Annotated in this window: 9 protein-coding genes; 7 read left to right on the top strand and 2 right to left on the bottom strand. The window is 70.3% G+C overall.

The window, feature by feature from the left end:
- The first annotated feature begins 370 nt into the window (after positions 1 to 370).
- Positions 371 to 5,635, top strand: a complete 5,265-nt coding sequence (locus C1N74_RS16740) for a GDSL-type esterase/lipase family protein (protein ID WP_309147419.1) — start codon at positions 371 to 373, stop codon at positions 5,633 to 5,635.
- A 93-nt stretch (positions 5,636 to 5,728) separates the two neighbouring features.
- On the opposite strand, the gene C1N74_RS02820 is transcribed toward C1N74_RS16740, so the two are convergent.
- Both C1N74_RS02820 and C1N74_RS02815 read right to left on the bottom strand, forming a co-directional pair.
- Positions 5,729 to 9,628 (bottom strand): glycoside hydrolase, encoded by a 3,900-nt coding sequence (locus C1N74_RS02820; protein ID WP_137749920.1) that lies wholly within the window; start codon positions 9,626 to 9,628, stop codon positions 5,729 to 5,731.
- A 228-nt stretch (positions 9,629 to 9,856) separates the two neighbouring features.
- Entirely contained in the window at positions 9,857 to 10,900 is a 1,044-nt protein-coding gene (locus C1N74_RS02815) for a LacI family DNA-binding transcriptional regulator (protein ID WP_064956252.1), read from the bottom strand.
- Positions 10,901 to 11,011: 111 nt separating this feature from the next.
- Here C1N74_RS02815 and C1N74_RS02810 point away from each other — a divergent pair, with 111 nt between their 5' ends.
- The 6 genes from C1N74_RS02810 to galE all read left to right on the top strand — a co-directional run bounded on the left by C1N74_RS02810 (position 11,012) and on the right by galE (position 18,618).
- Positions 11,012 to 11,935, top strand: coding sequence for a carbohydrate ABC transporter permease (locus C1N74_RS02810; RefSeq protein WP_023952517.1), 924 nt, complete (start codon positions 11,012 to 11,014; stop codon positions 11,933 to 11,935).
- Positions 11,932 to 12,810 carry a carbohydrate ABC transporter permease gene (locus C1N74_RS02805; protein ID WP_023952518.1) on the top strand — a complete coding sequence of 293 codons (879 nt, stop codon included), beginning with the start codon at positions 11,932 to 11,934 and terminating at the stop codon, positions 12,808 to 12,810. Before C1N74_RS02810 ends, C1N74_RS02805 begins: the two co-directional genes overlap by 4 nt.
- Before the next feature lie 89 nt (positions 12,811 to 12,899).
- Entirely contained in the window at positions 12,900 to 14,237 is a 1,338-nt protein-coding gene (locus C1N74_RS02800; RefSeq protein ID WP_137750943.1) for a sugar ABC transporter substrate-binding protein, read from the top strand.
- Positions 14,238 to 14,310: 73 nt separating this feature from the next.
- On the top strand, positions 14,311 to 15,849 hold the full coding sequence (locus C1N74_RS02795) for an alpha-N-arabinofuranosidase (protein WP_137749919.1): 1,539 nt from the start codon (positions 14,311 to 14,313) through the stop codon (positions 15,847 to 15,849).
- Positions 15,846 to 17,597 (top strand): beta-galactosidase family protein, encoded by a 1,752-nt coding sequence (locus tag C1N74_RS02790; RefSeq protein WP_137749918.1) that lies wholly within the window; start codon positions 15,846 to 15,848, stop codon positions 17,595 to 17,597. Before C1N74_RS02795 ends, C1N74_RS02790 begins: the two co-directional genes overlap by 4 nt.
- 40 nt (positions 17,598 to 17,637) lie before the next feature.
- Entirely contained in the window at positions 17,638 to 18,618 is a 981-nt protein-coding gene (gene galE, locus C1N74_RS02785; protein ID WP_137749917.1) for a UDP-glucose 4-epimerase GalE, read from the top strand.
- Positions 18,619 to 18,652 lie beyond the last annotated feature (34 nt).

Genomic DNA, 18,652 nt, shown 5'->3' with positions numbered 1-18,652 from the left:
AAGCGTGAGAGTCTCCGAAAGTCGCGACGACCGGATCGGGCCCGTCGCCGCCACGGTCCGTAATCGCGACGACGACGGGGAAAGCCCGTCGAGACGGAATGCGCTTTCCGCGTCACCGTAGCGCGGATGTCACGCGCCTCACAACCCGCGACAGCCGGGTCGGGCATCTGAGCCGCACGTGACCATTGCGTCTTGATGACCGCCGTGTTTAGATCGTTTCACGCAAGGCGGAATGCGCTTTCCAATGACGGAGGCGCGCTCCTCTCGCGCCGTGGTCGAGTCCGTACGCCCCCGGATGCCGTTCATCCTCCCGCTCCGGCGGAGAGGCTGCGCGGCGTGCCCTTCTCGCCGATGCTGTCCAGGAGGAACCGTGGCTCCGAGCCGTCCCCCCGTCCCCGTCCACCACCGACCGGTCCGCGCCGGCGCCGCGGTCGCCGCTGCAGCCCTCGTGGTCACTCTCCTCGGCGCGGCACCCGCCGTCGCCGACGACACCGCCCTCCGCCCCCTCGATCCCGGCGAGAGCGTCACGTTCGACTTCGGCCCGGGAGCCATCGCGCCGGGTGCCATCGGAGTGACGGCCGAGACCGCCTTCGACACGGCCGCGGGTTACGGCTTCACGACGACTCCCACCGCCGATCCGGCGAACGTCGACCGCGGCAGCGACGACCCGCTGCGCTCCGACTTCGTCGCCGCTCACGGCGGCACGTTCGAGGTCGAACTCGGCGCCGGCGACTATTCGGTCGCCCTCGTCGCGGGTGACACCGCCGCAGCGACCGATATCTCGCTGACCGTCGAGGGCATCGTGAAGGTGCAGCCCACGGCGAAGCCGGCCGGCGAGTACCTGGAGATGTCGTTCCCGATCGCCCTCGTCGACGGCAGGCTCACCGTGCAGGTCGGCGGCACCGCGGCATCCCTCGCGGGTCTCACCGTCACCCGGCTGGCGGAACGTCCCGCCGGCGCGATCCCGACGACCTACCTGACCGGCGACTCGACGGTGCAGACCTACGACGCCACCGCCTACGCACCGCAGGCCGGGTGGGGTCAGATGCTCGACCGCTTCCTCGCCGACGACGTCGCTGTGACCAACCGGGCCATCGGCGGACGCTCGTCGAAGAACTTCATCACGCAGGGGCGTCTCGACGAGGTCCTCCTCGGCATCCGTCCGGGCGACTACCTGTTCGTGCAGTTCGGCCACAACGACGCGACGCAAGGCGTCGACGACCGCTACGCGTCGCCCGCCGACTACAAGGAGTACCTTCGCGTCTACGTCGAGGGGGCGCGCCAGCGCGGAGCCACTCCGGTTCTCGTGACGCCGGTCTCACGCCGTGACTTCGACCCCGCGACGGGGCTGTTCCGCGTGAGCTTCCCCGCGTACGTCGAGAAGATGATCGAGCTGGCCGACGAGGAGGATGTCGCTCTGGTCGACCTGTCGGCGTCGAGCCGGGCCTACCTCGACCAGATCGGACCGGATGCCGCGAAGGCGGTGTTCCTGCACGTCGACCCCGGTGTCTTCCCCAACCGCCCCGCAGGCACTGTCGACGACACCCACTTCCAGGAGTACGGAGCCATCCAGATGGCTCGTCTCGTCGCGCAGGGCATCGCGGCGCTCGACGACCCGCTCGCCGCGAAGGTCGTCGACGTCGAGCAGCCCGGTGAGCTACCCGCCGCCCCGCAGAACCTCGTCGCGGGAGGCATCAGCAACGCCGGGGCGACGCTGCGCTGGGATGCCGTGCCCACCGCCGACATCTACAAGGTGTTCCGCCAGCGAGCCGCAGACCCCGCCGACACCTGGACGCTCGTCGGGACCGTCACGCAGCCGACCACCATCGTCCAGGGCCTCGAGGAGGGCGCGACGTTCCGCTACCGCGTCGTGGCCGTCAACGGACGCGGCGAGTCCGAGCCGTCGGCATCCGTGGAGTTCACGACCAAGCAGGCGCAGTACCGGTTCGACTTCCAGCTGCCCGGCAACCCGCTCGCCGCGGGGTACACCGAGGTCACCCCGGCGATGGGCTACACCGCCGAGCGCGGCTACGGCTTCACCAACGTCCTGCCGGCCAACGCCGGTCGCGACCGCGGCGCAGCCGACGGCGCCGACGACCTCTCGCGCGATTTCGTGCTGCCGGGCGACAGCTCGACCTTCGCCCTCGACGTGCCGAACGGCACCTATTCGGTCAAGACCTACTCCGGTGACTGGATCGGCTCGTCGCGGACGAGCTTCCGGGTCGAGGGCAAGGACGCCGGGTCGGGCAACGCGGGACGCGCGTCGGTCGCGGCGGTCCTGCGCGGCCCCTTCCTGGTCACCGACGGACAGCTGAGCATCGAGGCCTACGGCGCGGCCGCCGGCACCCGGCTGAACGGGCTGGAGATCACGCCGATCCTGCTCGGCCCCGTGGGCTTGAGCGTGACGGGAGTCGATGCCGATCCCGCGGCCCCGCGAATCGACCTCGCGTGGGATGCCGAGCCCGGAATGCGCTGGAACATCTACCGCGCCTCCGAGTTCGAGGGCGCGCCGGTGCTCGTCGGCACGGCGGATGAGCCGAGCTACACCGACCGCACCGCCCGCCTGGGTCTCGACTACAGCTACCACGTGACCGCCGTCGACCAGACGGGTCTCGAGTCGGTGCCTTCCGCCACGGTCGGCACGAGCCTCGTCGATCCCGAGGCGGCACCGCCGTCGGCACCGATCGCGCTCACCGCCGAGCGCGTCGACAAACGCGAGATCGAGCTGTCGTGGTCGGCACCGGATGGCGCCGTCTCGGCGCTCGTGTTCCGGTCGCAGACCGCCGGCGAGCGGGGCGACCTCGTGGGCATCGTCGACGTCTCGCGGTTCGTCGACACCGACGTGCTGACGACCGTGCCCTACTTCTACACCGTGGTGGGCCTCGGCGCGGGCGGTCCGGGTGCCGCATCCGAACAGCTCGAGACGCCCGCCCCGACCGTGCTGCAGCGTCAGGCCGAGTACCTCGGCCGCGGCGTCGCAGCTGTCGCGACCGACGACGGGGTGCTCGTGTCGTGGCGGCTGCTCGGAACCGATCCGGCGGACGCCGCGTTCCACGTGTACCGCGACGGCGAGCGCATCACCGACGAACCGATCACCGCGACGACGAACCTCGTCGACACGACCGGCTCGACGGGATCGACCTACTTCGTCACGAGACTGAGCGCCGACGGATCGACCGAGACCACCGAATCGGAGCCGGTCTCCGTGCAGACCGCGGCGTACCGGTCGGTCCCGCTGCAGCGTCCCGCCGATGCCTACACCCGAGACGGCCAGCCGTACTCGTACTCGGCGAACGACACGACCGTCGGCGACGTGGACGGCGACGGCGAGTACGAGCTCATCGTCAAGTGGTACCCCTCGAACGCGAAGGACAACTCGCAGTCGGGCTATACCGGAAACGTCTACGTCGACGCCTACCGGATGAGCGGAGAGCGCCTGTGGCGCATCGACCTCGGCGTGAACATCCGAGCCGGCGCGCACTACACCGACCTCATGGTGTACGACTTCGACGGCGACGGTCGGGCGGAGCTCATCACCCGTACCGCCGACGGCACGATCGACGGAGCCGGAAGGCCCATCGGCACCGCCGGGGCCGATCATCGCAACAGCTCGGGCTACGTGCTGCAGGGCCCCGAGTTCCTGACCGTCTTCGACGGATTCACGGGAGCCGCCGTCGACACGATCGACTACGTGCCGCAGCGCGGCGACGTCGGATCGTGGGGCGACACCTACGGCAACCGTGTCGACCGGTTCCTCGCGTCGGTCGCCTACCTCGACGGCGAGCGACCGAGCGCGATCTTCAGCCGCGGGTACTACACCCGCGCGGTGATCGGAGCGTTCGACTTCGACGGCGAGCACCTGACGACGCGCTGGGTGCTCGACTCGAACGACGAGGGCGCGGAGTCGATCTACGGCCAGGGCTACCACTCGATGTCCGTCGCCGACGTCGACGGCGACAGCAAGGACGAGATCGTCTTCGGATCGGCCACGATCGACGATGACGGCGACGTGCTCTACTCCACGGGGCTCGGACACGGCGACGCGCTGCACGTCTCGGATCTCGACCCCTCCCGGCCGGGGCTCGAGGTGTTCGCCGCGCACGAGAACATGGCCGCGTCGGGCAACCGCGGTGCGACCTTCCGCGATGCCCGCACCGGCGAGATCCTGTGGGACGTCCCCGCAACCGTCGACACCGGCCGCGCGGCATCCGGTGACATCGATCCGCGGCATCCGGGGGCGGAGAGCTGGGCCGTGGGCGGCGACGCGGCCTGGAACTCGCGTACGGGCCACCTCATGACGGCGGCCGGCGAGCGCATCGGCGAGACGATCCCCGCGGCGAACTTCCTCGCCTGGTTCGACGGCGACCCGCTGCGCGAGATCGTCGACCACACGTGGGACGCCGCGACATCGCAGGGCACCCCCACGGTGTCGAAGTGGGACTTCGAGAACGAGACCGAGAACGTCATCCTCAGCGACACCGGCGCCCGGTCGAACAACGGCACGAAGGGCACGCCGAACCTGCAGGCCGATCTGTTCGGCGACTGGCGCGAAGAGATCGTCTGGCGCTCGGCCGACTCGTCGGAGCTGCGCATCTACTCGACGACGGACGAGACCGAGCTGCGCATCCCGACCCTCATGCACGACATGCAGTACCGGGTCGCCGTGGCCTGGCAGAACACCGGGTACAACCAGCCGCCGCACCCGAGCTTCTTCATCGGAGACGGGATGGCTCCCGCGCCGATGCCCTCGATCGCGGTGACCGGCGACCCCTCGGGGGCGACGGACGAGACGGCCCCGGTCATCTCGGGGCTGCCCGAGGACGGGGCGCTGCTGCCCGACACCGGCGAGCTGCAGCTCACGGTCGCAGCCGACGACCCGGAGAGCGGTGTCCGCACCCTCGATGTCGCGCTCGACGGCACGCCGGTCGCCCCCGACGCCGCGATACCGCTCGCGGGGATGTCGGGCGAACGCGTCCTCACGGTGCGCGCGGTCAACCACGACGGTCTCGTGGCGACCGCCGAGGTGCGGCTCGTCGTGTTCAGCGACGACGGTGCCTCGGCGCCGCCCGCCCGAGCATCGCTTCACACCGACAGCGGCTGGAGAGACGGCCGGCACGACGGATCGTTCACCGTGACGATGAACCTCTGGTGGGGAACGAACGGCGGCGCGTACCGCCTCTACGAGAACGGCGAGCTCATCGCCACGCGCCTGCTCGCCCCGAACACGCCCATGGCGCAGGTCGCGTCGGTCGCGGTCGCGGGCCGGTCGAACGGCACATACGTCTACACCGGAGAGCTGGTCAACGCCGCCGGCGTCACGGCCACGACGCCCACGACCGTCGTGGTGACGGATGCCGCGCCGGCTCGTCCCGTCGTCTCGCACGACAACGTCGACGGCGACGGCGCGTTCACCCTGACTACGAACCTGTGGTGGGGCACGAACGGGTCGGAGTACACGCTGTTCGAGAACGGCGTGGAGATCGACCGGCAGCAGGTGACGGTCGCCTCCCCCGCAGCGCAGCGCGCCGTGACCTCGATCGCCGGTCGCAGCCCCGGCACCTACGAGTACGTCGCCGAGTTCGCCAACGACGCCGGGGCCACCCGCTCCGCGCCGATCACCGTCGTCGTGCGCTGACCGCCGTCCGACACAGCACGAAGGCCGTGCCGATCGTTTCATCGATCGGCACGGCCTTCGTCGTCGGGGACTCCGCCGTCAGGGGCTCCGTCGTCAGGCGTCCCGGGCTCCGACGCGGCGTCGGCGCACGACGACCGCTCCGGCCCCGAGCACGAGCAGCGCCAGCGCGCCGAACAGCGTCGCGGCGATGCCGCCGGCATCCCCTCCCGTGCGTGCCAGGTCGCGCGCACCGGTCGAGCCGGCCGCGCCGTTCGCACCCGCGCCCGTCGACGCACCGCCCGAACCAGAGCCCGAGCCCGGCGTTCCCGCGCCGCCATCGGCGCCACCGTCGGTGCCGCCGCCCGTTCCCGGGTCGACGACCGCGGCGGCCGGAACGATCGCCGCGGAGCGAGCACTGCCGGCGGTGAAGCCTGCCGCGTCGGCGGTCACCTCGACGGAGATCTCCCGCCCCTCATCCGCTGCGGTCAGCGCGTAGCTGTCGGCCGTGGCGCCGTCGATCGCGGCCCCGTCACGCAGCCAGACGAACGCGAGCGTCGCGTCCGCCGGGTCGGTGACCGCCACCGCGCGAACGGTCGAGCCGACGCGCGGCTCCCCCGACACGACGGGCGTCTCGACGCCGACCGCCCGGCTGACCGTGACCGTGTACGTCTGCGAGGCGCCACCGGGAGCCGTGACCGTCACGGTCCCGACGCTGGTGATCACGTCATCCGCCGCGGCCGCGGCATCCGCCGCCATCCGCTGCGCCTCACCCGTCTGGCTCTCCCCCGGCTGGGTCACGATGACGGTGGCGTCGTCGTCGACCGCGAGCGCGTGGAGCGTGGGCCACGCCGACCCCGTCGTCGTGACGGTGTACTCCAGCGTGTCCGGCGCGAACCCGTCAACGGGCTCATCGCCGACGGTGAGCCGCGCCAGATCGGCGACGCCTGCCGGGGCGGCTGCGGCCGCGAAGATCTCGACCTCCGAGACGATCATGTGCGTGTCGGGGCGCGCGTTCATCACGACCCGGACCTCGTCGGCGGCGCCGGAGACCGGCACCTCGACGCGCGGCGCGCCCGTCGCGGGCTCCGGCACGGTGACGAGCTCGCCCTCGACCCACTCGCCGCCGCTCTCGCGGTGGTCGACGCGCATGGTCGCGGGCCAGCTCAGCGAGCTGCCGTCGCGGTAGAACTGCACGGCGACACGCGTGAGGGTCTCGCGCTCGGCGAGGACGTAGCTCAGCGTGTCCTGCGGGTTCTTCGCACCAGAGCGCCAGTTCGACCATCCCTTGTCGGTCGTGCTGCCGTTGATGGTGTTGCCCACCGCGTACTGCGCGCTCTCGGTGAAGCTCGCACTCGGAGTGCTCTCGGGAGCGACGTTGCGTTCCGACGCCGCCGTGACGATCACGGTCAGCCGAGCATCGAGCTTCTCGCCGCTCGGACCGGTCGCGACGCCGGGCACCGAGACCGTGCCGGGGTTCGCGAACGCGTCATCGGCGATGCCGTCCCACATCCATTCGACCGGAACGGAGAAGCCTGCGCCCGAGGGACGCAGCTCGGCCTGCACCGCGCTGCCGGCCTGGCTCCTGACGGCGTCGAGGGCACTTCCGGCGGGAACGGTGACGGATGCCGGGCGCGTCGCGGTGTAGGCGCCGATCTCGACCGTGGCGGCGGCTTCGAACGAGCCGCCGAACAGCTCGGTGCCCGTGCCGCGAACCTCGACCGAACCGGTGCGCGAGAAGTCGACCCCGTCGAGCTGCCAGGTCACCGGCGCCGTCCGAACGGTCCCTCCCGTGTAGCGCACATCGACGGCCGCGGGCAGCGTCGGGACGACACCGACCGCGGTCGCGACCGTGACGGGCTCGGTGCCCGCGACGGTCGTGCTCGCGATGCGCCACTGCTGGTTCCCGCCGCCGTTCGAGGTCCACAGTCCCACCGACGCGCCGGGGGTCGTGCTGCCGCCGCCCACGTCGAGGACGCGCTCAGCAGCGACGTTCAGCACCGAGTAGTACGCGCCGTCGACCGTGGAGGCCATCCACTGCAGTGCGGGATCGGTCGCCGCTGCCGCTGGATCCGCGTCCACGAGCGCCGTGGCCGTGCCGCTCGATGCGAGGAACTGGCCCGACCCGTTCTGCAGCGTGAAGCGGTGGCGGTTGGTGCCCGCCCCCGCGATCGTGCGGACCGTCCACGCCTGTCCGCGGGCGGCGTCGGGGGTGGTGGCGAGAGAGCGGACCGCGAGGGTCGAGCTGCCGTCGAGGGCGAGCCCGCTCTGAAGGCCCGTGAGCTGCACCGTCTCGCCGTCGCGGAAGGCGGCGGCATCCGGCGAGACGCCCGAGACGCCGTCGATGACGAAGGTCACGACCGACTTGGCGGGAACCGTGAGGGTGGCGGTCCGGGATGCCGCGTCCACGGCGACCGGCTGACCCTGCTGGAGAGCGTTGACCGAGGGCTCCGCCGCGGTCGACTGCGTCGTGACGACGGGGGTCACGGTCGCCCCGGGGGCCACGGTGCCGAAGTCGCTCAGGTCGATCTCGACGGTGCGATCGGCCGCCTCGGCGTTGACGTGCACGATCGTGGCCCCCTCGCCGTCGGCGTCGATTGCCGCGGTCGACTCCGCGTTGTCGGTCGCGATCAACCGGTCGCCGGGGGTGATGAAGTGCGTGAAGTTGCGGACGGTGTTGAACTTCTCGTTCGTCAGCACCTGGCACGAGGGGTCGGCGTCGCCGTCGCGGAGGCGGCGCTCGGAGTTCCCGTCGGCGTTGCAGTCGAAGTCGATGAAGACGCTGCCCCAGTTGAGCTTCTCGACCTTCTCCATGTTGTAGAGGTCTTCTACCGGCTGCCAGAACACCCACGCGTCCGGCTCGAGCTCACGCAGGTCGCCGACGATGTGCTGGGCCATGCCCAGGCCGTTCTCGATGTCGTCGGTGACGAAGCCCTTGCTGCGGTCGGTCCAGTTGCCCTCGACCTCGCTCATCCACAGCGGCTTGTCGGCCGCCTTCGCGATGTCGCGGACGACCTGGCGCCCGCCGGTGCCGTACGTGTGGACGTTGAGCTGATCGACGAGGTCCTTCGACTGCGCCGACCACGTGTTCCAGTTGGTCGCGAAGATGCCGGGGTTGGTCTCGTCCATCGCGGAGATGACCGCATCCGTGCTCGTCCCCGGCTGTGCGAGGCGCTCGGCGAGGGCGGCGATCATCGCATCCTGCGCCTCGGGGCCGATGTGCGCGCCCTCCTGGCGTCCGCCGGTGGGCCAGGTCGCGCCGTCGGGGATCTGCGTGGACCAGTAGTTCGTGTTGGGCTCGTTGAACGGGTCGATCGTGTCGAACGAGATGCCGTGAACCCGCTCGAGCTCGTCGACGACGTTCACCAGGTAGCCGGCGAACTTGTCCATGTCGGCCGGGGCGAGTTGCTCGCTCGTGGCGTTGTTGATCCCGCCCGAGACGTAGCCGCTCTGCGTGAGGAAGTAGGGCGGCGAGTTGCTGAACGCCTCCCAGTGCGTGACCTTGTCTTTGAGGGCGTCGAGCCACCAGCGCTGCGCGGAGTCCTGCGAGAAGTCGTAGGCATCGGGATCGTCGGGGTCCCAGGCATCCCGGTAGCGGTCTCGGTCGGCGAAGGTCGAGGTGATCGCGCCTTCGTCGTCCGTGGCCTGCAGGTCGGGGTTCCAGAAGCCGGGAACCGCGCCGCCGGGCCGCAGGTACGGCGGGACGTCGGTGGCGTTGCCGCCGCCGATGTTGTAGCGCGCGATGTTGAGGTTGAGGCCCTCGTTGCCGAACACGGCGTCGAAGAGCTTCTGCCGAACGTCGGCGGGGTAGTTCCCGGTCGCGTTGGCGAACCAGACCAGGCTGGTGCCCCATCCCTCGAACGGCTTCTCCGAGGCGGTGGCGGGATTCGGGGCGATCCGCACGGCGGCGGGCTCGGCCGCCTGCGCCGGCGGGGGCGCCGCAGCGGCAGCGGCGGTGAGGCCACCGGCCGCGAGCGCCACGGCACAGGTCATCGACAACAGTCGAGCTGACTTCATCGTCATTCCTATCCGGTCGCTCCGATGCGACCTCAGGGGGGGGGGGGGTGATGTTGACGTCAACATGTTGACGTCAACACCGAGCCTAAGGGACTCCTGTGCGCGGGTGCAATGGCGCGTTCCTCACGACGAAACTCGGACGATCACGCGAAAGTCGGAGCAGATGTCGCGAACGGCCCGAGGAACGCGCGATTCTCCGAGTCCGCGAGCCGGGCAGTCCGGCCCGGGCTAAGCGCGGGGGCCTGAGCTCGCGCGCACGACGAGCTCGGTCGGCACGAGCGTGCGCTCGGCCGGCGCCTCTCCCCCGTCGATCTCGGTGAGCAGCGAGCGGACGGCGGCCGCGCCGATGCGGTCGAAGTGCTGGCGCACGGTCGTCAGCGGCGGCCAGAAGTTCGCCGACTCGGGGGCGTCGTCGTAACCGACCACGCTGACACTCGCAGGCACGGGCCGATCGGCCTCGTGCAGCGCCCGGAGCAGCCCGAGAGCCATGCGGTCATTGGCGGCGAACACCGCCGTGACGGCGTCGTCGGCGGCGAGCGACCGCCCGATCTCGTACCCCGACTCGGCGGTCCAATCCCCTACGTGCGCCTCGGGCACCCGGGCTCCGCGCGCGACGAGCGTGTCGTGCCAGGCGACCCGCCGGCGCTCCGCGGCGAACGACTCCCTCGGCCCGGAGATGTGGTTGACCGTCTGGTGCCCGAGGTCGAGCAGATGCTCCGTCGCGAGACGCGCACCCAGCGCCTGGTCGTTGTCGACCACGGGATACGGATAATCGGCACTCGAGTCGACCACCACGACGGGGAGGCCCGTGGGCAGCGCGAGCTCGCGCTCGCCCAGCCGGTGCGTCTCGATCAGGATGATGACGCCGTCGACGGCGTGCTCGGCCAAGCGCACGAATGCGCCCGACACATCGGACTGCGTGGCCGACTGCACGGTGATGACAGTGAGCGAGTACCCCGCCTCCGCGGCGACGGATGCCACGGCATCGAGCGTGCGCGTATTGCCGTAGCTCGCGAGCGAGAACATGATCACGCCGATGCTGCGGAAGCGCCCCGAGCGCAGGGCGCGGGCCGCACTGTTGGGCCGGTACCCCAGCCGCGCCATCGCATCCTGGACGCGAGCCCGGGTCTCGGGGTCGACGTTCTCGCGACCGTTCGCGACGCGCGACACCGTCTGCCCCGACACGCCGGCCATCGCGGCCACGTCGGCCATCGACACCTCGCGGCGCCGTGGCCGCACGTCCGGGCCTGCGGCTGCTCGTGCTTCACCCATGCCCGGATCCTCCTCGATGTTGACGTTGACATGCTAGCGTGCCCGAGTTATGTTTACGTCAACATCCGCGCTCAATCGGCGAGCGCCTGCATCACAGAAGAGGCACGGACGATGACGACCACTACGGCACCCCCTCCCGCCGTGCGCACCGCGCGGAAGCGGCGGCGCGTCAGCGTCGAACAACGCGGATGGCTCTTCGTCGGCCCCTTCGCCGTGGTGTTCGCCCTCGTCTTCCTCGCGCCCCTCGCCTACGCGCTCTACCTCAGCTTCTTCCGCGAGCAGATCGTGGGCGGCAACGCGTTCGTCGGGTTCGAGAACTACCTCACGGCCTTCGCCGACCCGAAGCTGTGGGACGGCTTCCTCCGCGTGCTGCTGTTCCTGCTCATCCAGGTGCCGATCATGCTCGTGCTCGCGCTGGCCGCCGCCCTCGCGATCGACAGCGCGCGCCTGCACGCGTCGGGCTTCTACCGGATCATCATCTTCCTGCCCTACGCCGTCCCCGCCGTCGTCGCGGTCCTCATGTGGGGCTACATCTACGGCGACCAGTTCGGTCTCGCCGGCAACATCAACGACCTCCTCGGCGCACAGGTCCTGCGACCCTTCCTGCCCGAGTGGATGATGGTCTCGATCGGCAACATCGTCACCTGGCAGTTCGTCGGCTACAACATGCTGATCTTCTACTCGTCGCTCAAGACGATTCCCGGCGAGCTGTACGAGGCGGCATCCCTCGACGGCGCCGGTGCCTGGCGCACGATCCTCTCGATCAAGATCCCGGCACTGCGCGGCTCGATCGTCATCGCCACGATCTTCTCGATCATCGGCAGCTTCCAGCTCTTCAACGAGCCGAACATCCTCAAGCCCCTGGCCCCGAACACGATCACGACGTTCTTCACGCCGAACATGTACGCGTACAACCTCTCGTTCGCCGGCCAGCAGTACAACTACGCCGCCACCGTCGCGATCATCATGGGCGTCATCACGGCGGTCATCGCCTACGTCGTCCAGTTGCGCGGATCCCGTCAGGAGATGCGATGACCGCTCCCGCCCTCGCCCGCAGCACGCCGTTCGCCCGGCGGAAGTCCGTCGTGCTCACCGTCGTGATGAGCCTGTTCATCCTCTACACGCTGCTGCCGCTGTTCTGGCTGGTCATCAACGCGACCAAGACCCAGGGCGACCTGTTCACGACCTTCGGCCTCTGGTTCGGCGACAGCTTCAACCTGTGGAACAACATCGTCGACACGTTCACCTACCGCGACGGCATCTTCCTGCGGTGGCTCGGCAACACGCTCCTCTACGTGGTCGTCGGCGCGGGCGGTGCGACGGTTCTCGCGACGATGGCCGGCTACGGCCTGGCGAAGTACAACTTCCGCGGCCGCAAGGCGGTCTTCGCCGTCGTCATCGGCGCCGTGGCCGTTCCCGGCACCGCCCTCGCGGTCCCCACGTTCCTCATGTTCAGCCAGCTGGGCCTGACCAACACCCCGTGGGCGATCATCATCCCCTCGCTCATCAGCCCCTTCGGCCTGTACCTGATGTGGGTGTTCGCGAGCGACGCCGTCCCCACCGAGCTGCTCGAGGCGGCCCGCATGGACGGCGCCAGCGAGATGCGCACATTCTTCACCATCTCGACGAAGCTGCTCATGCCCGGCATCGTCACGGTGCTGCTGTTCGCGGTCGTCGCGACCTGGAACAACTACTTCCTCCCGCTCATCATGCTCAGCGACCCCGCCTGGTACCCGCTCACCGTCGGGCTCAATCAGTGGAACGCCCAGGCCACGGGAGCCGCGGCCCAGCCGATCTACAACCTCGTGATCACCGGATCGCTGCTGTCGATCATCCCCATCGTCGTCGCCTTCCTCCTGCTGCAGCGCTTCTGGCAGTCCGGCCTGAGCGCCGGCAGCGTCAAGCAGTGAGCGCACCCCCAGACCCCGTATTCCGCACCACCTGAATCAACAACGACCCGAATCCACAACAACGAAGTGAAGGAACTCCCATGACACCCATGCGCAAGGGATCGGCGCTGCGTCGCGCCGCATCCGTCGTGGCCCTGACCGCAGCCGCCGGCCTCGTGCTGGCCGCCTGCTCGTCCTCCGGCCCCGCCGCGGGCAGCGGCAACCCCGACGACCTCGACGCGGCCCTGAAGGCTGGCGGCGAGATCACCTACTGGTCGTGGACCCCGTCCGCCGAGGCGCAGGCCGAGGCGTTCATGAAGAAGTACCCCGAGGTCAAGGTCAACGTCGTCAACGCGGGCACCAACACCGAGGAGTACACCAAGCTCCAGAACGCGATCAAGGCCGGCTCGGGCGCCCCCGACGTCGTGCAGATCGAGTACTACGCCTTCCCGCAGTTCGCCCTCACCGACGGGCTGCTCGACCTCGCGCCCTACGGCTTCGGCGATCTCGAGAGCGACTACACCGCCTCGACGTGGAACTCCGTCGACTTCGACGGCAAGATCTACGGCCTGCCGCAGGACTCCGGCCCCATGGCGCTGTTCTACAACAAGGCGGTCTTCGACCAGTACGGCCTGACGGTCCCGACGACGTGGGACGAGTACATCGCCACCGCGCGTCAGCTCACCGCCGGCGACCCGACGAAGAAGATCACGAACGACACCGGTGACGCCGGCTTCGCCACCAGCATGATCTGGCAGGCGGGCGGGCAGCCCTTCTCGGCCGACGGCACCGACGTGACGATCAACGTCGCCGACGAGGGCTCGAAGAAGTGGGCCGACACCTGGAACACGCTCGTCGAGGACGACCTGATCGCCAGCACCCCGAGCTGGAGCGACGAGTGGTTCAAGGGCCTCGGCGACGGCTCGATCGCGACGCTCGTCATCGGGGCCTGGATGCCGGGCAACCTCGAGTCGTCGGTCGCCGACGCCTCCGGCGACTGGCGCGTGGCCCCCATGCCGACCTACGACGGCACCCCGGTCTCGGCCGAGAACGGCGGCGGCGGCCAGGCGGTCACGAAGCAGAGCGAGAACCCGGCCCTCGCCGCCGCGTTCCTCAAGTGGCTGAACAACGACGAGGAGAGCCTGACGATCTTCGCCGAGAGCGGCGGCTTCCCCTCGACGACGGCGCAGCTCGAGTCGGACGAGTTCCTGAACAAGGCGCCCGAGTACTTCGGCGGCCAGAAGATCAACGAGGTGCTCGTGCAGGCGGCCAAGGACGTGCGTCCGGGCTGGCAGTACCTGCCCTTCCAGGTGTACGCGAACAGCATCTTCAGCGACACCGTCGGGCAGTCCTACGCCTCAAAGTCCGACCTGAACGAGGGCCTCGCCACGTGGCAGGACCAGCTCGTGCAGTACGGCAACGACCAGGGCTTCACCGTCAACAAGTGACGCCCGACGAGGGGCGGGTCGCATCGAGCTTCGGTCCGGCCCGCCCCTCGCCATGTCCCCCAGGAGAAGAGCAATGACCTCCCCCACCCGCATCTCGCTCGACACGTCCGCCCCGGGCCCTGTCGTACCCCGGCGACTCTTCGGCACCTTCGTCGAGCACATGGGACGCTGCGTGTACGACGGCATCTTCGAGCCGGGTCACGCCACGGCCGACGACGCCGGCTTCCGCGGCGACGTCCTCGAGCTCGTGCGCGAGCTGGGCGCGACGGTCGTGCGCTACCCCGGGGGCAACTTCGTCTCGGGCTACCGGTGGGAGGACGGCGTCGGCCCGCGCGACCAGCGCCCCGTGCGCCTGGATGCCGCGTGGCATAGCACCGAGACCAATCAGGTCGGGCTGCACGAGTTCGCCGCGTGGGCCGAGCAGGCCGGGCTCGAGCTCATGGAGGCCGTGAACCTCGGCACGCGCGGCGTCGCCGAGGCCGCCGATCTGCTCGAGTACGCCAACCACCCGGGCGGCACCGCGCTGTCGGAGCGCCGCCGCGAGAACGGGCGCGCCGAGCCCTTCGGCATCCGGCTCTGGTGCCTGGGCAACGAGATGGACGGCCCCTGGCAGATCGGCCACAAGACCGCCGACGAGTACGGCCGCCTCGCTGCCGAGAGCGCCCGGCTCATGCGGTTCATCGATCCCGACGTCGAGCTCGTCGCCGCGGGCAGCTCGAACCACGAGATGCCGACCTTCGGCGAGTGGGAGCGCACCGTGCTCCGCCACACCGCGGGACTCGTCGACCACATCTCCGTGCACGCCTACTACGAAGAGACCCCGGGCGACCCCGCGAGCTTCCTCGCTTCCGGCGCCGCCCTCGACGCCTACATCGGCGAGGTCGCCGACATCATCGACGAGGTGCGCGCCGAGCGCGGCATCACGACCCCCATCGGCATCAGCGTCGACGAGTGGAACGTCTGGAACCAGACCCGGTGGAACGAAGTGGACAAGCCCGAGGTGTTCACCGGCGACTGGCCCGTCGCTCCGCGCCTCATCGAGGACGACTACACAGTGACGGATGCCGTCGTCGTCGGGTCCCTCCTCATCACGATGCTCCGCCGCGCCGACCGCGTCTCGATGGCGAACCTCGCGCAGCTCGTCAACGTCATCGCGCCGATCCGCACCGAGCCGGGCGGCGCCGCCTGGCGGCAGACCACCTTCTTCCCGTTCCAACTGACCGCGGCCGCGGCATCCGGCCATGTCATGGTCCCGGTCATCGACACCGGCGTCATCCCAACCGCGCGCTACGGCGACGTGGGCGCCGTCGACGCGGTCGCGACGATCGCGGGCGACGAGCTGTCGATCTTCCTCGTGCATCGGGGTCTCGACGCCGAGACGCCGGTCACGATCGACCTCGACCGCTCGGCCGCGCGCGCCGAGGCGCTCGTGCTGACCGTCCCCGCGGGCGGCGACCGGCACACCGTCAACAGCGCATCGTCGCAGCCCGTCGCCCCGGCATCCCTCGCCGTCGAGGTCAGCGACAGCGCTGTGACCCTGACCCTTCCCCCGCTCTCCTGGGCGCGCGTGAGCGTGCGCCTGAACCCCGGAACGAATCGAGTGACCGCGTGACGACCTTCAGCATCGGCGAGACCGACTTCCTCCTCGACGGGCGCCCGCACCGCGTCATCGCGGGAGCCCTGCACTACTTCCGCATCCACCCCGACCACTGGGCCGACCGCATCCGCAAGGCACGGCTCATGGGGCTCAACACGATCGAGACCTACGTCGCCTGGAACGCCCACGAGCCGGTGCGCGGCGAATGGGATGCCACGGGCTGGAACGACCTGGGGCGCTTCCTCGACCTCATCGCGGCGGAGGGCATGCACGCGATCGTGCGCCCCGGCCCGTACATCTGCGCCGAGTGGCACAACGGCGGACTTCCCGTGTGGCTCACGAGCACGCCCGGTATCGGCCTGCGCCGCTCCGAGCCGCAGTACGTCGAGGCGGTCAGCACCTACCTGCGGCGCGTCTACGAGATCGTGGCGCCCCGCCAGATCGACCGCGGCGGCAACGTCGTGCTCGTGCAGATCGAGAACGAGTACGGCGCCTACGGCTCCGACCACGACTACCTCCGCACGCTCACCGAGCTCACCCGAGCCTGCGACATCACGGTGCCGCTGACCACGGTCGACCAGCCCGAGCCGCACATGCTCGCCGCCGGCACGCTCCCCGACCTGCACACGACCGGATCGTTCGGCTCGCGCGCCACCGAGCGCCTCGCGACGCTGCGGGAGCACCAGCCGACGGGGCCCCTGATGTGCTCGGAGTTCTGGGACGGCTGGTTCGACTGGTGGGGCGGGGTGCACCACACCACGGATGCCGCCGCCTCGGCATCCGAGCTCGACGCCCTGCTCGCCGCGGGAGCCTCGGTGAACATCTACATGCTCCACGGCGGCACGAACTTCGGCACCACGAACGGCGCCAACGACAAGGGCCGCTACGCCCCCATCGTCACCTCGTACGACTACGACGCACCGCTCGACGAATCGGGCCACCCGACCGAGAAGTACCACGCGTTCCGCGAGGTTATCGCCCGCTACGCCCCGGTGCCCGACGAGGTGCCGCCCGCGCGGCCCGCGGCCCCCGTGCTGTCGGTTCCGCTGCGGGCGACGGGCGACTGGCTCCCCGCGGCGGGTTCCGGCGCGGGCGCGGCGGTCACTCCCCCGACGTTCGAGGAACTCGGACAACTCGGCCCCCTCGTGCGCTACGACATCGCGCTGCCCGCCGAGGCGTTCGGAGATTCAGACAGCGCCGTGCTCGCCGTCGCCGAGGTCCGCGACCTCGCCTGGATCGCCGTCGACGGCGCACCCGTCGGCCGCCTGCAGCGCGCGCTGCACGAACGCTCGCTGCCGATCCCGCGCGGGTCGCGGCTGACCGTGCTCGTCGAGGATCAGGGGCGCGTCAACTACGACGTCCGTCTCGGCGAGAACAAGGGCCTCGTCGGCCCCGTCGCCCTCGGCGGACGCGAGCTGACCGGCTGGTCGGCGCAGCCCGTCGGCCTCGCGGCCGTCGCCGCCGGCATCCCCGCTGCTTCGGAGCAGACGACGGCGGGACGCACCGGTCTCGCGGGCACGTTCGACCTCGACGAGCCCGCCGACCTCTTCCTCGACACGGATGCCTGGAGCAAGGGCTTCGCATTCGTCAACGGCTTCTTCCTCGGGCGGTACTGGCGCAACGGCCCGCAGCGCACCCTGTACGTGCCCGCTCCCGCGACGCGTGCCGGGGCGAACGAGATCGTCGTCGTCGAGCTCGAGCACGTCATCGATCCCGTCGCCGCGTTCGTCGCCGCGCCCGACCTCGGCCACCGCGAGGAGTGAGCGCGAGGAAGCCCCGCCGCGATCGGGCAGGATGGATGTCATGAGCTGGATGGTCACCGGTGGTGCTGGATACATCGGCGCGCATGTCGTGCGCGCCCTCGCCGCGGCGGGTCTCGACCCCGTCGTCCTCGACGACCTGTCGAGCGGTCACGCCGGGTTCGTCCCCGAGGGCGTGCCGTTCGTCCGCGGCTCGATCCTCGACCGCCCGCTCGTCGAGGGCGCCCTGCGCGAGCACGGCGTCGAGGGCGTCATCCACGTCGCCGGCTACAAGTACGCCGGCGTCTCGGTGACGCGCCCGCTGCACACCTACGCGCAGAACGTCGAGGGCACGCGGATCGTGCTCGAGGCGATGGAGACCGCGGGCGTCGACAAGATCGTGTTCTCCTCCAGTGCCGCCGTCTACGGCACTCCCGACGTTCCGCTCGTCACGGAGGACCTGCCCAAGCGCCCCGCATCGCCCTACGGCGAGTCGAAGCTCATCGGCGAGTGGCTGCTGCGCGATCAGGCGGTCGCGACGGCGGGCTCCCCCGCACCCCTGCGCCACACCTCGCTGCGCTACTTCAACGTCGTGGGTTCGGGCGACCCGTCCGTGTACGACACGAGCCCGCACAACCTCTTCCCCATCGTCTTCGAGAAGCTGATCGCCGGCGAGACCCCGCAGATCAACGGCGACGACTACGACACCGAAGACGGCACGAACGTGCGCGATTACGTCCACGTCGCCGACATCGCCGCCGCCCACGTCGTCGCGGCCCAGCGCCTCGCGGCCGGAGAGAACGTCGAGCCGGCCTACAACCTCGGGTCGCAGAACGGCCTGTCGGTCCGCGAGATCATGGACGCGATGGCCCGCATCACGGGCATCGACTTCACCCCGAGGATCGGCCCGCGTCGCCCCGGCGACCCCGACCGCATCGTCGCCACCGGCGAGCTCGCCGCCCGCGACCTCGAGTGGGCCAACCGCTACTCGGTCGACGAGATGGTGCGCACCGGCTGGGAGGCGCGCCGGGCGGCATCCGTCTGACCGGACCCACATGCCGAGCTGAGCTCACGCGGGC

Origin of the sequence: Microbacterium sp. SGAir0570 (genome assembly GCF_005491085.2) — a bacterium.
In the GTDB taxonomy this organism is placed as follows: Bacteria; Actinomycetota; Actinomycetes; order Actinomycetales; family Microbacteriaceae; genus Microbacterium; species Microbacterium arborescens.
Note: the sequence above shows the minus strand (reverse complement) of the source record. Positions and strands in the feature narration are given on the sequence as shown.

Coding starts and splice junctions, on each gene's coding strand:
- C1N74_RS02800 (WP_137750943.1), top strand. CDS start 12,900: ATGCGCAAGGGATCGGCGCTGCGTCGCGCCGCATCCGTCGTGGCCCTG.
- C1N74_RS02820 (WP_137749920.1), bottom strand. CDS start 9,628: ATGAAGTCAGCTCGACTGTTGTCGATGACCTGTGCCGTGGCGCTCGCG.
- galE (WP_137749917.1), top strand. CDS start 17,638: ATGAGCTGGATGGTCACCGGTGGTGCTGGATACATCGGCGCGCATGTC.
- C1N74_RS02815 (WP_064956252.1), bottom strand. CDS start 10,900: ATGGGTGAAGCACGAGCAGCCGCAGGCCCGGACGTGCGGCCACGGCGC.
- C1N74_RS02805 (WP_023952518.1), top strand. CDS start 11,932: ATGACCGCTCCCGCCCTCGCCCGCAGCACGCCGTTCGCCCGGCGGAAG.
- C1N74_RS02795 (WP_137749919.1), top strand. CDS start 14,311: ATGACCTCCCCCACCCGCATCTCGCTCGACACGTCCGCCCCGGGCCCT.
- C1N74_RS02810 (WP_023952517.1), top strand. CDS start 11,012: ATGACGACCACTACGGCACCCCCTCCCGCCGTGCGCACCGCGCGGAAG.